The 13944-nt window shown below is 71.3% G+C and carries 16 protein-coding genes; 11 read left to right on the plus strand and 5 right to left on the minus strand.

What is annotated here, in order from left to right; translation table 11 throughout:
- Positions 1–215 precede the first annotated feature (215 nt).
- Positions 216–1076, minus strand: a complete 861-nt coding sequence (locus CCL05_RS22485) for a class I SAM-dependent methyltransferase (protein WP_208641596.1) — start codon at positions 1074–1076, stop codon at positions 216–218.
- A 314-nt stretch (positions 1077–1390) separates the two neighbouring features.
- Here CCL05_RS22485 and rpsA point away from each other — a divergent pair, with 314 nt between their 5' ends.
- The 4 genes from rpsA to CCL05_RS22505 all read left to right on the plus strand — a co-directional run bounded on the left by rpsA (position 1391) and on the right by CCL05_RS22505 (position 5150).
- Positions 1391–2887: a 30S ribosomal protein S1 gene (rpsA, locus tag CCL05_RS22490; protein WP_086562283.1), complete on the plus strand. Its 1497-nt coding sequence runs from the start codon at positions 1391–1393 to the stop codon at positions 2885–2887.
- A gap of 174 nt (positions 2888–3061) precedes the next feature.
- Positions 3062–4000, plus strand: a complete 939-nt coding sequence (locus CCL05_RS22495) for a PAC2 family protein (RefSeq protein WP_086562284.1) — start codon at positions 3062–3064, stop codon at positions 3998–4000.
- 98 nt (positions 4001–4098) lie between these two features.
- Positions 4099–4719: a dephospho-CoA kinase gene (gene coaE, locus CCL05_RS22500; protein WP_086562285.1), complete on the plus strand. Its 621-nt coding sequence runs from the start codon at positions 4099–4101 to the stop codon at positions 4717–4719.
- 50 nt (positions 4720–4769) lie between these two features.
- The gene (locus tag CCL05_RS22505) at positions 4770–5150 is read left to right on the plus strand and encodes a tetratricopeptide repeat protein (RefSeq protein WP_020275720.1); all 381 of its coding nucleotides are present in this window, start codon (positions 4770–4772) and stop codon (positions 5148–5150) included.
- Positions 5151–5207: 57 nt separating this feature from the next.
- Here the strand turns inward: CCL05_RS22505 and CCL05_RS22510 are convergent, their stop codons facing one another.
- Entirely contained in the window at positions 5208–5471 is a 264-nt protein-coding gene (locus CCL05_RS22510) for a DUF6343 family protein (RefSeq protein WP_086562286.1), read from the minus strand.
- A gap of 148 nt (positions 5472–5619) precedes the next feature.
- Between CCL05_RS22510 and CCL05_RS22515 the strand changes: the two genes are divergently transcribed.
- Positions 5620–6315: a class I SAM-dependent methyltransferase gene (locus tag CCL05_RS22515; protein WP_167409597.1), complete on the plus strand. Its 696-nt coding sequence runs from the start codon at positions 5620–5622 to the stop codon at positions 6313–6315.
- 83 nt (positions 6316–6398) lie between these two features.
- Positions 6399–6863 carry a DoxX family protein gene (locus CCL05_RS22520; RefSeq protein ID WP_086562288.1) on the plus strand — a complete coding sequence of 155 codons (465 nt, stop codon included), beginning with the start codon at positions 6399–6401 and terminating at the stop codon, positions 6861–6863.
- 18 nt (positions 6864–6881) lie between these two features.
- On the opposite strand, the gene CCL05_RS22525 is transcribed toward CCL05_RS22520, so the two are convergent.
- Positions 6882–7496 carry an RNA-binding S4 domain-containing protein gene (locus tag CCL05_RS22525; protein ID WP_086562289.1) on the minus strand — a complete coding sequence of 205 codons (615 nt, stop codon included), beginning with the start codon at positions 7494–7496 and terminating at the stop codon, positions 6882–6884.
- A 142-nt stretch (positions 7497–7638) separates the two neighbouring features.
- Here CCL05_RS22525 and CCL05_RS22530 point away from each other — a divergent pair, with 142 nt between their 5' ends.
- From CCL05_RS22530 to CCL05_RS22540, 3 genes are read left to right on the plus strand one after another with little or no spacing between them, the layout of a single operon-like run.
- Positions 7639–8271 (plus strand): winged helix-turn-helix domain-containing protein, encoded by a 633-nt coding sequence (locus CCL05_RS22530; protein ID WP_086562296.1) that lies wholly within the window; start codon positions 7639–7641, stop codon positions 8269–8271.
- Complete coding sequence (locus CCL05_RS22535) at positions 8268–9596, plus strand: MFS transporter (RefSeq protein ID WP_086562290.1); 1329 nt, start codon at positions 8268–8270, stop codon at positions 9594–9596. The genes CCL05_RS22530 and CCL05_RS22535 overlap by 4 nt, the downstream gene beginning before the upstream one ends.
- Before the next feature lie 53 nt (positions 9597–9649).
- Complete coding sequence (locus CCL05_RS22540) at positions 9650–10354, plus strand: uracil-DNA glycosylase (RefSeq protein WP_086562291.1); 705 nt, start codon at positions 9650–9652, stop codon at positions 10352–10354.
- Here the strand turns inward: CCL05_RS22540 and CCL05_RS22545 are convergent.
- Positions 10351–11019: a GntR family transcriptional regulator gene (locus CCL05_RS22545; RefSeq protein ID WP_086562297.1), complete on the minus strand. Its 669-nt coding sequence runs from the start codon at positions 11017–11019 to the stop codon at positions 10351–10353. The two genes, CCL05_RS22540 and CCL05_RS22545, sit on opposite strands and share 4 nt — an antisense overlap.
- Positions 11020–11173: 154 nt before the next feature.
- Here CCL05_RS22545 and CCL05_RS22550 point away from each other — a divergent pair, with 154 nt between their 5' ends.
- Both CCL05_RS22550 and CCL05_RS22555 read left to right on the plus strand, forming a co-directional pair.
- Positions 11174–12625 (plus strand): NCS1 family nucleobase:cation symporter-1, encoded by a 1452-nt coding sequence (locus CCL05_RS22550; protein ID WP_086562292.1) that lies wholly within the window; start codon positions 11174–11176, stop codon positions 12623–12625.
- Between the two features lie 5 nt (positions 12626–12630).
- The gene (locus CCL05_RS22555) at positions 12631–13353 is read left to right on the plus strand and encodes an aspartate/glutamate racemase family protein (RefSeq protein ID WP_086562293.1); all 723 of its coding nucleotides are present in this window, start codon (positions 12631–12633) and stop codon (positions 13351–13353) included.
- A 21-nt stretch (positions 13354–13374) separates the two neighbouring features.
- Here the strand turns inward: CCL05_RS22555 and CCL05_RS22560 are convergent.
- Positions 13375–13944 (minus strand): gamma carbonic anhydrase family protein (locus CCL05_RS22560; protein WP_086562294.1); only part of this gene is annotated, 570 nt, incomplete at its 5' end.

The following is a 13944-nucleotide window of genomic DNA, read 5'->3' on the forward strand; positions in this document are numbered from 1 at the left end:
CCCGCCAGAGCCAGCGGCACCAGGGTCGTCTTGCCGGTGCCGGGCGGCGCCACGAGCACGGCGGTGCCGTGCCCCTCCAGGGCGTCGTCCAGGGCGGGCAGGGCACCGCGTACGGGCAGGGCGTCCAGAGCGTCGTAACGGATCACGCCTTCAGTGTCGTACGGCCCGGAAGGCCCCCGTCACGCGCGCGTGCGTCAGTCCCCTCGGTCCCGCCCTCAGTCCCGTTCGCACACGAAGATCGCCGTCCCCGGGATCAGGTTCCCGCGCAGCGGCGACCACCCGCCCCACTCGGACGTGTTCCAGGCCGGCCACTCCGGCTCGACCAGGTCCACGAGCCGGAAGCCCGACGCCACCACGTCCCGGACGCGGTCGCCGAGCGTGCGGTGGTGCTCGACGTAGACAGCACGGCCCTCCTCGTCCTGCTCGACGTAGGGCGTGCGGTCGAAGTACGAACCCGACACCGACAGCCCCTCCGGTCCCGGCTCGTCCGGGAAGGCCCAGCGGATCGGGTGCGTCACCGAGAAGACCAGCCGGCCCCCGGGGCGCAGCACCCGGCGCACCTCCCGCAGCACCAGGCGCGGGTCGGCGACGAAGGGCAGCGCCCCGTACGCCGAGCAGACCAGGTCGAACGAGCCGTCCGCGAAGGGCAGTGCGCCGGCGTCCGCGCACACCAGGGGGAAGGGGCCGCCGATGCGCAGCGCGTGCTGCAACTGCCGGTGCGAGATGTCCAGGGCCACCGGGCGGGCTCCCTGGCCGGCCAGCCAGCGCGAGCACTGCGCCGCGCCCGCGCCGATCTCCAGGACGTCCTTGCCCTTCAGCTCCTCCGGCGGGCCGAGCAGTTCGGCCTCCACCTCGTCCAGACCCTCGGGGCCCCACACGAAGCGGTCGTCGCCGAGGAAGGTGCCGTGCTCGGTCTGGTACTCGTCCGCGTTGCGGTCCCACCAGCCACGGTTGGCGCGGGAGCTCTCCGTGACCCCCGCGGTACGCCGGGTGGCCTCGGGTTCGGACGCTTCGGGCTCTTGGATGATCGGCTCCCTCGTCGTACTCTTCCGTCCAGCCGGTCCCGGAGGGGGCACGAAACGGGCGTCCCACGCCCTGCGTGGCCTCGGACGACACGACTTGTGCCGGGTATGCGGTGTTCCGCCCCGGGTGGGCGGCTTCGCGCATTGACCCTGCCCGGCTGCCCCCGTATGCTACAAGTTGCGCTGCGGGCCTGCGCACCTCAGACGTAGCAGGCTGCGCTCGCATCTGTATGTATGTCCCCTCGGTTGTCGAGGCGCCACCGATCTTGTGTGGCGCTTCCTTGGCTGTCCGGCTTCTGCAGAGCGAAACGGGCTCCCGGCGTAGCAGTACCTACGACTTCAATGTCCGTACCGGAGCCCTTTCCCACATGACGAGCAGCACCGAGACCACCGCCACCACCCCGCAGGTAGCGGTCAACGACATCGGTAACGAGGAAGCCTTCCTCGCCGCGATCGACGAGACGATCAAGTACTTCAACGACGGCGACATCGTCGACGGCGTCATCGTGAAGGTCGACCGGGACGAGGTCCTGCTCGACATCGGTTACAAGACCGAAGGTGTGATCCCGAGCCGCGAGCTCTCGATCAAGCACGACGTCGACCCCAACGAGGTCGTCGCCGTCGGTGACGAGATCGAGGCCCTTGTTCTCCAGAAGGAGGACAAGGAAGGCCGCCTGATCCTCTCGAAGAAGCGCGCCCAGTACGAGCGTGCCTGGGGCACCATCGAGAAGATCAAGGAAGAGGACGGGATCGTCACCGGTACCGTCATCGAGGTCGTCAAGGGTGGTCTCATCCTCGACATCGGCCTCCGTGGCTTCCTCCCGGCCTCCCTGGTCGAGATGCGCCGCGTCCGCGACCTTCAGCCCTACGTGGGCAAGGAGCTCGAGGCCAAGATCATCGAGCTGGACAAGAACCGCAACAACGTGGTCCTGTCCCGCCGTGCCTGGCTGGAGCAGACCCAGTCCGAGGTCCGCCAGACGTTCCTCACGACCCTGCAGAAGGGTCAGGTCCGTTCCGGCGTCGTCTCCTCGATCGTCAACTTCGGTGCCTTCGTGGACCTGGGTGGCGTCGACGGTCTGGTCCACGTCTCCGAGCTGTCCTGGAAGCACATCGACCACCCCTCCGAGGTCGTCGAGGTCGGCCAGGAGGTCACGGTCGAGGTCCTCGACGTCGACATGGACCGCGAGCGCGTCTCCCTGTCGCTGAAGGCGACCCAGGAAGACCCGTGGCAGCAGTTCGCCCGCACCCACCAGATCGGCCAGGTCGTGCCCGGCAAGGTCACGAAGCTGGTTCCGTTCGGTGCGTTCGTCCGCGTGGACGAGGGCATCGAGGGTCTGGTCCACATCTCCGAGCTGGCCGAGCGCCACGTGGAGATCCCGGAGCAGGTCGTCCAGGTCAACGACGAGATCTTCGTCAAGGTCATCGACATCGACCTCGAGCGCCGTCGCATCAGCCTCTCGCTGAAGCAGGCCAACGAGGCTTTCGGTGCCGACCCGTCGACGGTCGAGTTCGACCCGACCCTCTACGGCATGGCCGCGTCCTACGACGACCAGGGCAACTACATCTACCCCGAGGGCTTCGACCCCGAGACCAACGACTGGCTCGAGGGCTACGAGACCCAGCGCGAGGCCTGGGAGACCCAGTACGCCGAGGCGCAGCAGCGCTTCGAGCAGCACCAGGCGCAGGTCATCAAGTCCCGCGAGGCGGACGAGAAGGCCGCTGCCGAGGGTGGCGAGGCCGCCGCTCCGGCCGCGTCCGGCGGTGGCGGTTCGTACTCCTCCGAGGGCCCGGACAACTCCGGCGCGCTGGCCTCGGACGAGGCGCTCGCCGCGCTCCGCGAGAAGCTGGCGGGTGGGCAGAGCTGAACGCCCACTGAGCTGTAGCTCCTGACTGAGGGCCCGCACCTTTCGAGGTGCGGGCCCTCAGTGTGTGTCAGGGGCCGTTGTCCCAGCTGCCAAGATCAATGTTCTCCTCCTCCGGGGGAATGCCCATGCCCGCAACGGCGTTGTGGAGTATGAACACGAGGAGGAGCGGTCACTGTGCTAGATCCGCAGGGCTTGTACGCATGGGAGCCGAAGGGGCTGGCCGTCGTCGACATGGCGCTGGCCCAGGAATCGGCCGGTCTTGTCATGCTCTACCACTTCGACGGATACATCGACGCGGGCGAGACGGGCGACCAGATCGTCGACCGGCTGCTCGACTCGCTGCCCCACCAGGTCGTCGCCCGCTTCGACCACGACCGGCTCGTGGACTACCGCGCCCGACGCCCGCTGCTGACGTTCAAGCGCGACCGCTGGAGCGACTACGAGGACCCCGCCATCGAGGTGCGGCTGGTCCAGGACGCCACGGGAGCGCCGTTCCTGCTGCTGTCCGGCCCCGAGCCGGACGTCGAGTGGGAGCGTTTCGCCGCGGCCGTGAAGCAGATCGTGGAGCGGCTCGGCGTCCGCCTGTCGGTGAACTTCCACGGCATCCCGATGGGCGTCCCGCACACCCGGCCCGTCGGCTTGACCCCGCACGGCAACCGCACCGACCTCGTCCCGGGCCACCGCAGCCCGTTCGAGGAGGCGCAGGTGCCCGGCAGCGCCGAGTCCCTCGTCGAATACCGCCTGCTTCAGGCGGGGCACGACGTGCTGGGCGTCGCCGCCCACGTCCCGCACTACATCGCCCGCTCTCCCTACCCGGACGCGGCCCTGACGGTCCTGGAGGCCGTCACGGCGGCGACCGGACTGGTGCTGCCCGGCGTCGCCCACGCACTGCGCTCGGACGCGCACCGCACCCAGACGGAGATCGACCGGCAGATCCGCGAGGGCGACGAGGACCTCACGGCGCTGGTCGAGGGCCTGGAGCACCAGTACGACGCGGTCGCGGGCGCCGAGACCCGGGGCAACATGCTCGCCGAGCCGGTGGACATCCCCTCGGCCGACGAGATCGGCCGCGAGTTCGAGAAGTTCCTGGCGGAAAGAGAAGGCGACAGCTGACAGCCGTGCCCCGACAGGGGCGCGGGGAATGCGCGACCAGCCCCCACCGGCCCGCACCCTCCACACGGCATCCCAAGCGGAGCGTCTAGGCTCGGCTCATGCTGAAGGTGGGCCTGACCGGCGGTATCGGCGCCGGCAAGAGTGAGGTGTCACGGCTGCTCGTCGAGCGCGGTGCCGTGCTGATCGACGCGGACCGCATCGCGCGGGAGGTCGTCGCACCAGGGACTCCGGGACTCGCCGCGGTCGTGGAGGCCTTCGGCGAGGAGGTGCTCACGGCCGACGGCAGCCTGGACCGGCCCCGGCTCGGCTCCATCGTCTTCGCCGACGCGGCGAAGCTCGCCACGCTCAACGCGATCGTGCACCCCCTCGTGGGCGCCCGCTCCCGCGAGCTCGAAGAGGCCGCCGCCGATGACGCGGTCGTCGTGCACGACGTCCCGCTCCTCACGGAGAACGGCCTGGCGCCGCTGTACGACGTCGTGATCGTCGTGGAGGCGAGCCCCGAGACCCAGCTCGACCGGCTCGTCCGGCTGCGCGGCATGACCGAGGAGGACGCCCGCGCGCGGATGGCCGCCCAGGCGACCCGCGAGCAGCGCCGGGAGATCGCCGACATCGTCGTGGACAACGACGTCCCGCTGGAGGATCTGGAGCGCCGCGTCAAGGACGTGTGGGCCGAGCTGACCCGCAGGTCGCAGGCGTCCCGGCCGTCCTCACAGGAATAGCGGCATCGCCCGGGGGCGTTGAACCCGTGCAGTGAGGGAAGGACTCTGCCGTGCCCGAGACCAGCGGTTCGACCGGACGTACCCCGGAGACGCACGTCATCGACTTCCGTGCCGCCGAGCAACTGCTCGCCGCGCGGGACCCGCGGGGTGCGGTGAAGCTGCTCGACGGAGTCATCGCCGCGCACCCCGAGAACACTGCCGCGCGGCTGCTGCGCGCCCGCGCCTTCTTCGCGGCGGCGCAGCTGCGGCCGGCGGAGCTGGAGTTCTCCATCGTCCTGGAGCGCGAGCCGGACAACGCGTTCGCGCACTTCGCGCTCGCCCGCACATACGAGCGGCAGAACCGTCCCGACCAGGCCAAGCGCCACTTCCGCCTGGCTGCCGCGCTGGACCCGAACCCGCGGTTCCTGAAAGCGGCGCGCTTCGACTCGTGAGCGGCCGCCCCGTCTGCCTGGACGTGATCCGTCTGCGTCAGAGGTGATCGGTCCGCCTCAGGGATGATCTTCCGGCGGACGGTAGGGCGGGATGTCGGGGCCCGGCTGGTAGTGCGGGCCCTGGCGGATGTGCCTGAGGACGATGACGAGGTCGATCGTGACGACCAGCAGCAGCGCGCCACAGGCGATGGCCCAGCCGGTCCGCCCGGCGAGGGTGAACGCGACCGTCCCGAAGAGCGCCCAGACCAGCCCCCACAGGCTCAGCCAGAAGCGCGCCCGCAGGGCACTGCGCGCGGTCGTCGGTTCACTGCCTGTACGCATCTCGATCTCCGCTCCTGTTGGCAACGTACTCCTTGCCGCGGATGCCGACCAACAGGGGAGCCGGGGCCGACGCGCACATCGTTCACTCGGGAGGGTGAACGTGGGCGAGGACGGGAACGGGCGTGCGGGTGTGGTCCGTTGGGCGGGCATGGAGCTGAAAATGCGTGAGGGCTACGAGGGGACGGGACCCGGGGCCATCACCCCGGACGGCTGCGCGGTGGAGCTCTACTCGCGGCTGCCCGTCGGGGACGAACCGGAGATCATCGCAGCGGCCGTGTCGGCCGGCGCGCGCATCCTGGAGCTGGGCAGCGGCGTCGGGCGCATGACCCATGCGCTGCTGGAGCGCGGGTTCGAGGTCACGGCGGTGGACGAGTCCGCCGACATGCTGGAGCGCGTACGCGGGGCGCGGACGATATGCAGCCCGATCGAGGACCTGGACCTGGGCGAGAGGTTCGACGTGGTGCTGCTCGCGTCGTTCCTCGTGCACGCCGGGGACGCCGAGGTGCGCCGGGGCCTGCTGCGCACGTGTGTGCGGCATGTCGCGGAGGGCGGCTTCGTGCTGATCCAGCGGGAGGGCGAGGACTACCACGTGAACGTGCCGCGCGAGCGGGTGGACCCCAGCGGCTTCACCGTGCGGATCGTGTCGTCGGAGCCGGTCGGCGACGGAGTGAACTCGGTACGCGCGGAGTACGAGTTCCCGGACGCGGTCTGGACCCAGACGTTCCGGGCACGACCACTGACGAGGGAACAGTTCGAGGAGGCGCTGGAGGAGACGGGCCTGAGAGTGGACCGGTACCTGACGGAGGACCGGATCTGGGTGCGGGCGGTGCCATCCGGGGCGTAATGCGCCGGGTGGCGATGAGTTCAAGGACTAGGGGCGGTCTATCCCTGCGGCATCATCACGGACCGCTTCCCCAGGAGACCTCCATGTCCGAGTCCAACGCTCCCGCTGTCCCTGCCCCTTCGACCCCGGCCGGTGTCGTCGTCGCCGAGTCCGCTACCGCCCGCGGGCGGCGTGCCCGGATCGCCCTGCGCGGTCTCCAGGTGCTGCTCGCCCTGGTCTTCGGGATCGCGAGCGCCGTGCCCAAGCTGATCGCGCACCCGTCGGCTGCCGAGTCGTTCGACAAGCTCGGCTGGGGCAGCGCGGGGATGTACACCATCGGCGTGCTCGAACTGGCCGGAGCGGTCGCCCTGTTGATCCCCGTGCTCCAGTCGGTGGCGGCGATGGCGCTGGGCGCGCTGATGGTGGGCGCGTTCGTCGTCCAGATCACCGTCATGGACGGGCAGTACGCGGCGACGCCGATCATCCTGCTCGTGCCGCTCGCCCTCATCGCCTGGGCGCGGCGGAGGCACAACGCGGACCTGCTGCGCCTGCTGCGGCTCCGCGCGTGACCGTCCCGAGCGTGCTGGTCACGGCCTCGGTTTGCCGGATCCACTGCCGAGGCCGGGACCGGGCCCAAGGCGGAACGCGCCGCCGGAGCCTGGGCCGGGTACGGGGCCCGGGCCGGGGCCGGCCAGGCCGCGCAGGCGTTCCATTTCTCGGCGGTCCCGCTTCGTCGGGCGGCCCGCGCCGCGGTCGCGGATGCCGGCCGGGGCGACGGCCTCGCGGGGCGGGGGAGGCGGGGAGTTGTCGATGTAGCACTGAGCGGCGACGGGGGCGCCGACCCGCTTGCGGATCAGCCGTGTCACGACGACGACCCGCTCCCGGCCCTCGTGCCGCACACGCACCTCGTCGCCGACGCGTACCGCGTGGGCGGGCTTCACGCGCTCGCCGTTGACGCGGACGTGTCCGCCCCGGCAGGCGGTGGCGCCCAGGGAACGGGTCTTGACGAGGCGTACGGCCCAGATCCAGCTGTCGACTCGGACGGTCTGGCCGCTCTGCGGCCCGGCGGCCTCGGCAGCGGCGATGGCCGCCGCGACCTTCGGGTCCACGGGCTTCGGATCCACGGGCTTCGGGTCCGCGGCTTTCGGGTCCACGGCCTTCGTGTCGCCCGCCTCGTCGTACTCCGCGCCTTCAGAAGCCATGTCCCCGACCTTAGTCCTTCCGGAGTCCTTCAAGTGGTCCCATTTTGGGCCGTGCGGCAGGGGACCAGGCTCCGCCCGACTCTGCAAAACGAGTTTTGCAAAAATCATTTTGTGAACGCCGGTGGCGGCCTATCCTCCCGGCATGGACAGCGACGAGCGCAAGCGTGTACTCGACCCCGAGCGCGACACGGACGCCCTGAAGGCCCTTACCCACCCGCTGCGCATCCAGCTGCTGGGACTGCTGCGGCAGGACGGACCCGCCACGGCCAGTGAGCTCGCCGCGCGGACGGGGGAGTCGTCGGCGTCGACCAGTTACCACCTGCGGGTGCTGGCGAAGTACGCGTTCATCATCGAGGCCGAGCATCGTGACGGGCGGGAGCGGCGCTGGCGGGCCCGGCGCACCGTGACGTCCTGGAGCAACGAGGTGATGGAGTCCTCCGAGGCGGGCCGGGCCTTCGTCGGCCTGGCGCGGCGGCGGCAGCTGGAGCACCTGGAGATGTCCCTCGCCCGGCACGAAGCGGACATGGCCGCCGGGCGGCTCGGCGAGGAGTGGGTGCAGCCGTCCGGGATCAGCGACCTCATGCCCCGGCTGACGGCCGAGTCGCTCACCGAGCTCCGGGACACGATCGCCCGGAAGCTGGAGGAGCTGACCGCCCGGGACGCGGAGAACCCGCGCGCCGAACACGTCATGCTCCTCACCGCCTGCCTGCCGCTCGCCCCGCACGACGATGGGGGCACGGGCCGCGAGGAGACCGACCGCGAGGACGCCTCGTGACCGAGCTGCCCGAGCTGCGGACCGTTCGCCGCCGCTACGTCACCGTCTGCGCGCTCTTATGGCTGCCGTCGGGCCTCGGCTTGGCCTCGATGGTCCTGCTGTTCGGCGAGCGCGGTATGTCCCTGGCCGCCGTCGCGGGGCTCTTCGCCGCCCAGTCGCTGACGGTGGCCGTGCTGGAACTGCCTACGGGCGGGCTCTCCGACGTCCTCGGGCGCCGGTCGGTCCTGGCCATGGCCGGTGCGCTCAACGTGGTCGCCTGCGTCCTGGTCGGCCTCGGCACCACGGCCTGGGTGCTCGCCGCCGGCCTGATGCTCATGGGCGTGGCCAGGGCCCTGGCCAGCGGCACCGCCGAGGCCTGGTACGTCGACACCGTCCAGGAGCGCTCCGGCCCGGACACCGAGCTGCGCACGGGCCTGGCCCGGGGCGGCTCCGCGACCTCCGCCGCGCTCGCGGCCGGCATGCTGCTCGGCGGTGCCCTGCCCTGGCTGCTCGGTCTGGGGCCCGACCCCGGCGCCCGGCTGAGCGAGGCGACGTCCGGTGCGGTGCTGCCGCTGTCCGTTCCGCTGCTGCTGGGAGCCGCCGTCAGGGTCGTCCTCGTCTGCTACGTGCTGGCCGTGCTGCGGGAGCCGCCGCGACCGCCGGCCACCCTGCGTTCGGTGCTGCGCGGCGTCCCGGTCACCGTCCTGGACGGGCTGCGACTGGGCGGCCGGGACGCGCTGGTCCGCCGGGTCCTGCTCACCGCCGCGGCCGTCGGCAGCGCCCTGGCCACCATCGAACTGCTCATCCCGGGCCGCACCGTCGAGCTGACCGGAGCGCCTGGCTCCGGAGCGATGGTGTATGCAGCGCTCGCCTGCGCGGGCTTCGTCTGCAACGGTCTCGGCAGCCACCTCGCGCCGTTCGCCGCCAGGGCCGCGGGCAGCGGCGAGCGGGCCGTGCTGGTCTGTCTCGGGGCGGGAGCGGGCGGCATGCTGCTGCTCGGTGGCACCGCGACCACCACGCACCCGCTCGTCACGGCCCTCGCGGTCGTCGGCTTCTGTTTGCTCTACCTCGGCATCGGCGCCGCGTCCCCGAACCAGAACGCCCTGCTGCACCGCCGCGTCACCAGCGCCGGCCGCGCCACCGCCCTGTCCGTCCAGTCCCTCGCCCTGCAACTGGTCGGCGCGCTCACCGGCCTCGTCGTCGGGGCGTTGCGGCCGGGCCCGCTGCCATGGCTGCTGACCGGTGCGGTGCTGCTGTCCGGGGCCCTGCTCTGGCTGCGCCGCGTCGAGGCACGGTCCGCGCCGGACACGACACTCACCCCGGACTCACGTGCCGGCGTGTCCTGAGCGCTCTGCCTCCCGGTGAGGGGGGCGGCCCCAGCGCCGCCTACCGTGGAGTGATGGACGCCAGCGGTCTCTCCCTCCTCGACCGGCGCATCACGGACTGCCGGGCCTGCCCGCGGCTGGTCTCCTGGCGTGAGGAGGTGGCCCGGGCCAAGCGAGCCGCCTACGCGGACTGGACGTACTGGGGGCGGCCGGTGCCCGGGTTCGGGCCGGCGGACGCCCGCCTGCTGATCGTCGGACTCGCCCCCGCCGCGCACGGCGGCAACCGCACCGGCCGGATGTTCACCGGCGACCGCTCGGGGGACGTCCTGTACGAGGCGCTGTACGACGTCGGCCTCGCCTCCCGGCCGACCGCCGAGCACGCCCACGACGGCCTGGAGCTGTACGGCGTGCGCGTGACCTCGCCCGTGCACTGCGCCCCGCCCGCGAACAAGCCGACCCCACAGGAACGGGACACCTGCCGGCCCTGGCTCGTGCAGGAACTGCGGCTGCTGCGTCCGACGCTGCGGGCCGTGGTCGTGCTCGGCGCCTTCGGCTGGCAGGCCGCGCTGCCCGCGTTCGCGAAGGCGGGCTGGTCCGTGCCCCGGCCCCGGCCCGCCTTCGGCCACGGGGCCCGGTACCACCTGGACGGCCTGGAGCTCTTCGGCTGCTTCCACGTCAGCCAGCGCAACACCTTCACCGGCCGGCTCACCCCGGCGATGCTGCGCGACGTCCTGCGGGCGGCCGGGCGGGCGGCGGAACTGCCCACCGCACGCGGCTAGGGAGCCTCCTCCCCGAAAGCCTCCTCCCCGAACAGATGCCGCACCGTGGAGCGGTAGTTGGTGCGTACGTGTGTGAGCGCGTGCGCGCGGGCCCGGTCCGGGTCGCCCGAGGCGATCGCCTCGTACAGCTCGCGGTGCTCCACCAGGAGTTGCGGCCACTCCTCGTTGCGCCGGGTCATCCAGCGCAGCCGGCCGGCGACCGGTTCCAGGGCCTCGGTCAGCAGGCTGTTGCCGGCCATCGCCACGATGCGGTCGTGCAGACGGCTGTTGAGGTCCGTGATCAGCTCGGCGTCCCCGGCCTCGGTGGCGTCGGCCGCGCGGCCGAGGAGCTCCTGGACCTCGGCCAGGTCCTGCGGTGTCGCGCGGGACGCGGCGAGTCCGGCGGCGTAGACCTCCAGGGCCTCGCGCAGTTCGAACAGTTCCTTGACATCGGTCGGGGTGAGACGGCGTACGACCGTGCGCCGGGGCGTCTCGAAGTGGACGAAGCCCTCGGCGACGAGTGCCCGGATCGCCTCCCGGACCGGAACGCGCGAGACGCCGAAGCGCTCCGCCAGCTCGCGTTCGACCAGGCGGTCGCCGGGACGGAGGCTGCCCGCGATGATCTCCTGCCGCAGGTCGGCCGTGACGCGTTCGCGCACCGCTCCGAGGGGTTCGATCTTCGTCATGCAGCCCATCTTCGCCGACGCGCGGTCTCTTTTACGGAGCGTTAACAAGAGCGACATCGGTCGGAACGGTTGACGAGGGGACCATGAGCGCAGTTTGGTATACCAAACCCTCGCAGAGCAGTCCTCCGTCGTCCCCTTGCTCATGGAGGCCCCCGTGTCCCTCGCCGACCGTGCCGCGACCACCGGCACCCCAGCGTTCGTCCCCGATCCCCGGCTCACCAACGAAGACCTCGCGCCCGCGAAGAAGCGCAACTGGAAGGTCTTCGACCTCTTCGCCATGTGGATGTCCGACGTCCACAACCTCGGCAACTACACCTTCGCCGCCGGACTGCTCTTCCTCGGCATGAACGTCTGGCAGATCTTCACGTCCCTGCTCGTCGGCTTCGTGATCATCTACATCGGCATGAACTGGATGGGGAGGATCGGGCAGCGCCACGGCGTGCCCTTCCCGGTCGTCAGCCGGATCGCCTTCGGTGTCTGGGGCGCCAACATCCCGGCCCTGATCAGGGCCGTGATCGCCATCATGTGGTACGGCATCCAGACCTATCTGGCCTCCGTCGCCGTCAACGTGATGCTGCTGGCGGCCTGGCCGGGCCTGGAGTCGTGGACGCACAACTCGTTCCTCGGGCTGGACGGGCTCGGCTGGGTCTCCTTCGTCGCGCTGTGGCTGGTCCAGGCGGCGATCATCAGCCGGGGCATGGAATCGGTCCGCAAGTTCCAGGACTTCTGCGGTCCGGCGATCTGGCTCGTGATGATCGCGCTGGCCGTGTGGATCCTCGCCAAGGCCGGCTGGACGATCTCCCTCACCTCCACCCCGCACCCGGTGTCCGCCGGTGAGCAGTGGCGCCAGTGGTTCGGCGCGATCGGGCTGGTCCTCGCCACGTACGGCACGCTGATGCTCAACTTCTGCGACTTCTCCCGCTTCGCGCCCGACTACAAGTCCGTCAGGCGCGGCAACTTCTGGGGCCTGCCCGTCAACTCCACGGCCTTCGTGATCGTGTCGGTCATCGTCACGGCGGGCGCCTTCGAGGTCTTCGGCAAGGAGATCACCGACCCGGCCTACCTCGTCGCCGAGATCGGCAACACCTGGGTGCTGGTGCTGGGCGCGCTGACCTTCGCCATCGCCACCATGGGCGTCAACATCGTCGCCAACTTCGTCTCGCCGGCGTACGACCTCGCCAACGTCTGGCCGCAGAAGATCACCTTCAAGGTCGGCGGCATGATCAGCACGGTCGCGGCCCTGCTCGTCACGCCCTGGAACCTCTTCTCCAACCCGACCGTCGTGAACTACTTCCTCGGCGGCCTCGGCGCCTTCCTCGGCCCGCTGTTCGGTGTGATCATGGTCGACTACTACTGGGTCAAGCGCGGCCGCGTGAACGTCGACGAACTGTTCGACGCCACGCCCGGCTCCCGATACCACTACCGCAAGGGCTTCAACCCGAAGGCACTGTGGGCGTTCCTGCCGGCGGCCGGTGTCGCGGCGGTCCTCGCGCTGGTGAAGACCTTCAGCGACGTGGCGCCGTACTCCTGGTTCATCGGCACGGCCATCGCCGCCGGCCTGTACGCGGCGCTGTGCCGCCCCGAGCGCGCCACCGCGGAGGTCTGAGAGACGTGCGGATCGTCGTCACCAACTGCAACACCACGCAGGAGATGACCGAGGAGATCGTACGAGGTGCCCGGGCCGCCGCAGGCCCGGGCACCACCGTGACCGGACTGACCCCCGCCTGGGGGCCGGAGTCCGCGGAGGGCTGGCTCGACAGCTACCTGTCCGCCGCGGCCGTCCTGGACACGCTGCGCACGTACGACGGACCGCCGTACGACGCCGTCGTCATGGCCGGCTTCGGGGAGCACGGGCGCGAGGGCGTCCGGGAACTGGTGGACGTACCGGTCGTCGACATCACCGAGGCGGCCGCGCATCTGGCCTGTCTGCTGGGCCGCCGCTACGGCGTCGTCACCACGCTGCAAAGGTCCGTCGGCCAGATCGAGGACAGTCTGGAAACGGCGGGCGTGGCCCGGAACTGCGCCGCGATCGTCGGGACGGGCCTGAACGTCCTCGACCTCGGCGACGACGAGCGCACCGAGACGGCGTTCCTGGCCGCCGCCGAGCGGGCGTGCGCGGCCGGGGCCGAGGTACTGGTACTGGGCTGCGCCGGCATGACGGGGTTGCAGCGGCTGGTCGGGGAGAAGCTGGGCCTGCCGGTCGTCGACGGGGTCGCCGCCGCGGTCAAACTGGCGGAATCGCTGGTGGCGCTGGGCCTGACGACGAGCCGGGCGGGGAGCTACGCTGAGCCGCTGGCGAAACGGAGGGTGTGGGGGCGACCCGGACCGGACTAGGTCACACCGGGTCACACCGAGTCATGCCGGGCCGTCGTCGAGTGTGACGTCGTCGCGATGAGCCCCGTAGAACGCCGCCTGGCGGGCCATGACCTCCCGCATCGAGGTGCCGCGCGGGATGCCGTACACCGTGCCGGGGAAGTCCAGCGCCTCCTGCACCTGCCACAGCTCGTCGTGCTCGCCGGGGGCGAAGAGCCGGGCCCGGGGCGCTCCCGCCGCGATCCAGCCGATGGGCAGGACGGTGCCGGGCGGCAGCACGGAGTTGACGTGCAGCACGCTGTGGATGCGCAGTTCGGAGCCGGCGCTCGCGACGGCGCCCGGGAAGACGCAGGCGCCGGTGGCCACGAAGACCTCGTCCTCCAGCGTCGCCCCGTTGACGTGGGCGTGCGGGCCGACGAGCACGGCGTCACCGATCACCGCGGGGTGCCGGGCCCGCCCCCGCACCAGGGCGTTCTCCATGACGACGACGTCCGAGCCCACCCGCACCTCCCCGTCCTCGGCGGTGAGCACGGCCCCGTGCAGCACCCGGCTGCGCTCACCGAGGACGACCGCCCCGCACAGGACGGCCGTCGGGGCGACGTACGCGGACTC

The sequence above is a fragment of the Streptomyces africanus genome, from assembly GCF_002150735.1.
GTDB classification, from domain to species: Bacteria; Actinomycetota; Actinomycetes; order Streptomycetales; family Streptomycetaceae; genus Streptomyces; species Streptomyces africanus.